Origin of the sequence: Streptomyces sp. SID1328 (assembly GCF_009865595.1) — a bacterium.
GTDB lineage: Bacteria > Actinomycetota > Actinomycetes > Streptomycetales > Streptomycetaceae > Streptomyces > Streptomyces griseoluteus.
In genome coordinates, this window is record NZ_WWKH01000276.1 from 1 (window position 1) to 6227 (window position 6227).

The 6227-nt window shown below is 73.1% G+C and carries 5 protein-coding genes; 1 reads left to right on the forward strand and 4 read right to left on the reverse strand.

Going from position 1 to position 6227, the window contains the following annotated elements; genetic code table 11:
* A partial coding sequence (locus tag GT030_RS08340; protein ID WP_161200538.1) for an RICIN domain-containing protein occupies window positions 1-426 on the forward strand: 426 nt, incomplete at its 5' end.
* 37 nt (window positions 427-463) lie between these two features.
* On the opposite strand, the gene hutI is transcribed toward GT030_RS08340, so the two are convergent.
* The 4 genes from hutI to hutU are packed head-to-tail and all read right to left on the reverse strand — an operon-like array spanning window position 464 to window position 5947.
* Window positions 464-1639, reverse strand: coding sequence for an imidazolonepropionase (gene hutI, locus GT030_RS08345; protein WP_161200539.1), 1176 nt, complete (start codon window positions 1637-1639; stop codon window positions 464-466).
* A gap of 47 nt (window positions 1640-1686) precedes the next feature.
* Window positions 1687-3024: a formimidoylglutamate deiminase gene (locus GT030_RS08350; protein WP_161200540.1), complete on the reverse strand. Its 1338-nt coding sequence runs from the start codon at window positions 3022-3024 to the stop codon at window positions 1687-1689.
* Complete coding sequence (locus GT030_RS08355) at window positions 3021-4223, reverse strand: allantoate amidohydrolase (RefSeq protein ID WP_161200542.1); 1203 nt, start codon at window positions 4221-4223, stop codon at window positions 3021-3023. The genes GT030_RS08350 and GT030_RS08355 overlap by 4 nt, the downstream gene beginning before the upstream one ends.
* 59 nt (window positions 4224-4282) lie before the next feature.
* Complete coding sequence (gene hutU / locus GT030_RS08360; RefSeq protein ID WP_161200541.1) at window positions 4283-5947, reverse strand: urocanate hydratase; 1665 nt, start codon at window positions 5945-5947, stop codon at window positions 4283-4285.
* Window positions 5948-6227 lie beyond the last annotated feature (280 nt).

Consider the following 6227-nt stretch of genomic DNA (forward strand, 5'->3'; position numbering starts at 1 on the left):
ACGCCCCCGCCTCCGCCGCCGCCGCCGGGCGCCGCCTACGCTCAAGTGGTGAATCTGGCCACCGGCTTATGCCTGGACGTACGCGACGGCGACTTCGACAAGGGCACCGACGTCGTCACCGCTCCCTGCACGTCCTCGCCCGCCCAGCGCTGGAGCGTCGACAGCGACCTGGGGGTCGTCCGCTCGGCCGCCGACTCCGACTTCTGTCTGGACAGCCGGGGCGACGTCGACCGGGGCGTGGGCATCTGGACCTGCGACTCGGTCGACGGCAGCAACGGCCAGAACCTCCACTTCACGGTCGACCCCGACGGCACCATCCGGCCCGGCATCGCCATCGAGACGGCCTTGGTACCCGACGGCGGCGGGGTGGAGCTGCAGCCCCTGGACGGCGGGCGGGAGCAGCGGTGGCGGGCGGGGGCCCGCTGACGGGGACGGGGCCCGCGCGCGGAGGGCACCGGGCCGGTCAGGCCACCCGGACGCCGCTGCGCCACACCTCGCCGACCAGCGGGACGCCGGGACGGTAGGCCAGGTGGACGTGGCTGGGCGCGTCCAGGAGGACCAGGTCGGCGCGGGCGCCGGGGCCGAGACGGCCGATGTCGGTGCGGCGCAGGGCCGCGGCCCCGCCCGCCGTGGCGGCCCACACGGCCTCGTCCGGGGTCATCCCCATGTCCCGTACCGCGAGCGCGACGCAGAACGGCACGGACGAGGTGTACGACGAGCCGGGGTTGCAGTCCGTGGAGAGCGCCACCGTGACCCCCGCGTCCAGCAGACGGCGAGCGTTCGGCCACTCGGCGCGGGTGGAGAACTCGGCGCCGGGCAGCAGCGTGGCGACCGTGTTGCCGCCGGCCAGGGCGTCCACGTCGGCGTCCGTGAGGTGGGTGCAGTGGTCGGCGCTGGCCGCGTCCAGCTCCACGGCAAGCTGCACGCCGGGGCCGTACGAGAGCTGGTTGGCGTGAATGCGCGGATGCAGGCCCTTGGCGCGGCCGGCGGTGAGAATCGCGCGGGCCTGGTCGCCGTCGAAGGCGCCCTTCTCGCAGAACACGTCGATCCAGCGGGCGTGCGGGGCGCAGGCGTCCAGCATCTCCCCGGTCACGAGGGCGACGTACGCGGCCGGGTCCTCGGCCAGTTCGGGGGCGACGATGTGGGCGCCGAGGTAGGTCACCTCGTCGGTGTGGGCGGCCGCGAGGCGCAGGGCGCGGGACTCGTCCTCGACGGTGAGGCCGTAGCCGGACTTGGTCTCCATCGTGGTGGTGCCCTGGCGGAGCGCCTCGGCCAGGTGACGGGCGAGATTGGCCTCCAGCTCCGCGTCGGAGGCGGCGCGGGTGGCGGCGACGGTGGTGCGGATGCCGCCGGCGCCGTAGGCGCGGCCGGACATGCGGGCGTTGAACTCGGCGGTGCGGTCCCCGGCGAAGACCAGGTGCGAGTGGGAGTCCACGAAGCCCGGCAGGACCGCCTTCCCACCGGCGTCGAGGTGATTGTCGGTGGCGGGTGCTTTGCTTGACTCACCGGCCCACACGACGCGTTCGCCGTCGATGACCAGGGCCGCGTCCTGGATGAGTCCGAGAGGGGAATTGTCACCGAGGGAGGGGTCGTTGGTGACCAGCGTGGCGATGTTGGTGATGGCGGTGCTGCTGCTCATGGTGTGCTCGGTGTCCTCAGTCGTGCCGGTGGGGGTGCCGGTGGGGGTCAGTCGCGCAGGGCGCCGATCGCGTCGGCGAGGGCCGAGGGCACATCGGGCACACGCGTGTGCGCCCCGTCCCGTACGACCTGGCGGCCGCCCACGACCGTGTGCCGGACGTCCGCCGCGCTCGCCGCGAATACGGCCGTCTCGGCGCCGAGCCGGGGCGGCGGTCCGGCCGTTCTGACCGAGTCGAGGGCGATGGTCGTGAAGTCGGCCAGGCGCCCTGGCTCGATGGCGCCCGCCTCCTGCCAGCCGAGCGCGGCGTGGCCGTCCTCGGTGGCGGCCCGCAGCAGCGCGGCCGCGGTCCAGTGACCGCGGGTGCGGGTGCGCAGCCGCTCGTCCAGCTCCATCGCCCGCGCCTCTTCGAGCAGGTCGATGACGGCGTGGCTGTCGGAGCCGAGGGAGAGCGGGGAGCCCGCGTCCTGCAGGGCGGCGGCGGGCCCGATGCCGTCGGCCAGGTCGCGTTCGGTGGTGGGGCACATGCAGGTGCCGGTGCCCGAGCCGCCGAGCAGGGCGATGTCCTCGCCGGTCAGATGGGTGTTGTGCACACCGGTGGTGCGCGGCCCGAGCACGCCGTGGTCGGCGAGCAGCCGGGCCGGGGTGACGCCGTGCGCGGCGAGGCAGGCGTCGTTCTCGGCGGTCTGCTCGGAGAGATGGACGTGCAACGGGGCCCGCCGCTCCTCGGCCCAGCCCGCGACGGTCGTCAACTGGGCGGCGGGCACGGCCCGTACGGAGTGGACGGCCGCGCCGATCCGCGCGTGATCCTGTCCCTTGAGAACTGAACAGCGTGCGGCCCAGGCGTCCGCGGTGCCGTCGGAGAAGCGGAGCTGGTGGTGGTTGGGGGGCTGGCCGAAGCCCGCCGAGAGGTACGCGGTGTCCAGGAGGGTGATGCGGATGCCGGCCTCGGCGGCGGCCGCGATCAGGGCCTCGCCCATGGCGTTGGGATCGGCGTAGGGCGTGCCGCCGGGGGCGTGGTGGAGGTAGTGGAACTCCCCCACGCAGGTGATCCCGGCGAGGGCCATCTCGGCGTACACCGCGCGGGCGAGGGCGTGGTAGGTGTCCGGGGTCAGCCGGTCGGCCACGGAGTACATCACCTCGCGCCAGGTCCAGAAGGTCCCGGAGCCGACCTGGACCGTGCCGCGCAGGGCCCGGTGGAAGGCGTGGCTGTGCGCGTTGGCGAGGCCGGGCAGGGTGAGGCCCCGCAGGATCTCGGCGCCGGGCGGCGGCGCGGGCGTGCCGGTGCGGACGGCGGTGATACGGCCGTCCGCCACCTCGACGAGCACCCCCGGCTCGACATTGCTGCCGAGCCAGGCGTGCTCCAACCAGTAGGTTCCCTGGGTCACCTGCGGGTCAGTCCTTCCAGTACGTCGGCGAGGGCGCGCACCCCGGCCACGCAGTCGTCCTCGGTCGCGGACTCGGCCGGGGAGTGCGAGACACCGGTGGGGTTGCGCACGAACAGCATGGCGGTCGGGACGCTCCCGGAGAGAATCCCGGCGTCGTGCCCGGCGCCGGTGCCCAGCACGGGCACCGTCAGCCCGGTGTCCCGGCCCAGCAGGCGGCCGAGTTCGTCGCGCAGGGCGTGGTCGAACTCCACGACCGGGGTGAAGGACTCCCGGACCACGTCCAGGTCGATGCCGTGGGCGTCGGCGTACTCCCGCGCGGCCCGTGCGATTCCGTCGAGGACCGTGTCCAGCGCCTCCTGGCCGGGGGCGCGGGAGTCCAGCCAGCCCCGCACCAGGGAGGGGATGGCGTTGACCCCGTTGGGCTCCACGGAGATCTTGCCGAACGTGGCCACGGCACCGGCGAGTTCGGCCTCCCGCCGGGCGGCCAGCACGGTCTCGGCGTACGTCGGCATGGGGTCGCGCCGGTCCGCGAGCCGGGTGGTGCCCGCGTGGTTGGCCTCGCCCCGGAAGTCGAACCGCCAGCGCCCGTGCGGCCAGATGGAGCTGGCGATGCCGACCTGGTCGCCGGACAGGTCCAGCGCGCGGCCCTGTTCGACATGCAGCTCGACGAACGCGCCGATACGGGCGAGGCGTTCGGGGTCGGCACCGATGGCGTCCGGGTCGTAACCGGCGGCTGCCATCGCCTTGGGCAGGCTGATCCCGTCCCCGTCGGTCAGCAGATGCGCCTGCTCGACGGTGAGCTGCCCGGCGGCCAGCCGCGACCCGACGCAGGCCAGCCCGAACCGGGCCCCTTCCTCGTCCCCGAAGTTGACGATCCCGAGGGGCCGGTCGAACGTGGCGTTCCTGAGCCGGAGTTCGTCCAGCGCGGCAAAGGCGGACACGACTCCCAGGGGCCCGTCGAAGGCGCCACCGTCGGGCACGGAGTCAAGATGCGACCCGGTGACGACGGCATCCCCTTCGGCGGGGTCACCGAGCCAGGCCCACTGGTTCCCGTTCCGGTCCACCTCGTAGGCCAGCCCGCGCGCCCCGGCCTGCTCCTCGAACCAGGCCCGGCATTCGGCGTCGGCGGAGGTCCACGCGTAACGCCGGTAGCCCCCGGAGGCGGAGCTGCGCCCGATGGGAAGCAGCTCGGCCCACATCTCCTGGAAGGAAGCCGCACGGGGGGAGGCCCCCTCCGCCCCCACCGCGGAGCCGTCCTTCACGCGTCCCCACCCTCACGCATGGGCACCCGGACGTCCCGCTCCTCGGCAACGGACTCCGCGATGTCGTATCCCGCGTCCACGTGCCGAATGACACCCATACCGGGGTCATTGGTCAGCACCCGCCGAATCTTCTCCCCCGCCAGCGCGGTCCCGTCCGCCACACTGACCTGCCCGGCGTGGATGGACCGGCCCATCCCCACACCACCTCCGTGGTGGATGGAAACCCAGGAGGCCCCGGAAGCCACATTGACCATGGCGTTCAGCAGCGGCCAGTCGGCAATGGCGTCGGACCCGTCCAGCATCGCCTCGGTCTCGCGATAGGGCGACGCGACGGACCCGCAGTCGAGATGGTCCCGCCCGATGGCCAGCGGAGCGGCAAGCTCGCCGCTGGCCACCATGTCGTTGAACCGCTCCCCGGCCTTGTCCCGTTCCCCGTACCCGAGCCAGCAGATCCGGGCCGGAAGACCCTGGAAGTGCACCCGCTCGCCGGCCATCTTGATCCAGCGCGCGAGGGACTCGTTCTCCGGGAACAGTTCCAGCAGCGCACGGTCGGTCTTGGCGATGTCGGCCGGGTCGCCGGAGAGCGCGGCCCAGCGGAAGGGGCCCTTGCCCTCGCAGAACAGGGGCCGGATGTAGGCGGGGACGAAGCCGGGGAAGGCGAAGGCGCGGTCGTAGCCCGCGAGCTGGGCCTCGCCGCGGATGGAGTTGCCGTAGTCGAAGACCTCGGCGCCCGCGTCCATGAAGCCGACCATCGCCTCGACGTGCCGGGCCATGGACTCGCGGGCGCGGGTGGTGAACCCGGCCGGGTCCTTCGCGGCGGCGTCGGCCATGTCCTCGAAGTCGACGCCGACCGGGAGGTAGGCCAGCGGGTCGTGCGCGGAGGTCTGGTCGGTGACGATGTCGATGGGGGCGCTCATGGCGAGGAGCTGCGGGACGAGTTCGGCCGCGTTGCCGAGGACGCCGATGGAGAGCGGGCGGCGGGCGTCGCGGGCGTCGGTGGCGAGCTGGAGGGCGTGCTCCAGGCTGTCGGCCTTCACATCGAGGTACTTGTGCTCGATGCGGCGCTCGATGGCGCGCGGGTCGACGTCGATGCAGATGGCCACGCCGTCGTTCATGGTGACGGCGAGCGGCTGGGCGCCGCCCATGCCGCCGAGTCCGGCGGTCAGGGTGATGGTGCCGGCCAGGGTGCCGCCGAACTTCTTCGCGGCGACGGCGGCGAAGGTCTCGTAGGTGCCCTGGAGGATGCCCTGGGTGCCGATGTAGATCCAGGAACCGGCGGTCATCTGGCCGTACATGGTGAGGCCGAGGGCCTCCAGGCGGCGGAACTCCTCCCAGTTGGCCCAGTCGCCGACCAGGTTGGAGTTGGCGATGAGGACGCGCGGTGCCCACTCGTGGGTCTGCATGACGCCGACCGGGCGGCCGGACTGGACGAGCATCGTCTCGTCCTGCTTCAGCGTCCGCAGCGTGCGCACCATGGCGTCGAAGGAGCGCCAGTCGCGGGCGGCCTTGCCGGTGCCGCCGTAGACGACGAGCTTGTCGGGGTGCTCGGCGACCTCGGGGTCGAGGTTGTTCTGGAGCATCCGGAGGGCGGCTTCCTGCTGCCAGCCCAGGGCGCTCAGTTCCGTGCCGCGCGGTGCTCGTACGGGGCGGGGTCCCGACATCGTGTGCTCCTCCTGTTGCTGTCTCTATTCACATAGTCCAGTCGTGAATAGAGCTAGTCAATAGGTACCGGGTGCCATCGCCCGCGCGTCGGGAATGTTTGGCTGGAACCGTGAACGGGAGCGAGCGAGAGGGACGAGGGCACACCGTGGCACAGGAGACCGTGGAGCACGACGGCACCGACGCGCCGGAGCGGGAGGCCGCCGCGCGTGTCGCCCGGCGGGACGCCGCCGTGCGGGGCGCCGTGACCGGCGGCCTGCTCGGGCCGGACGCGCCGCTGGT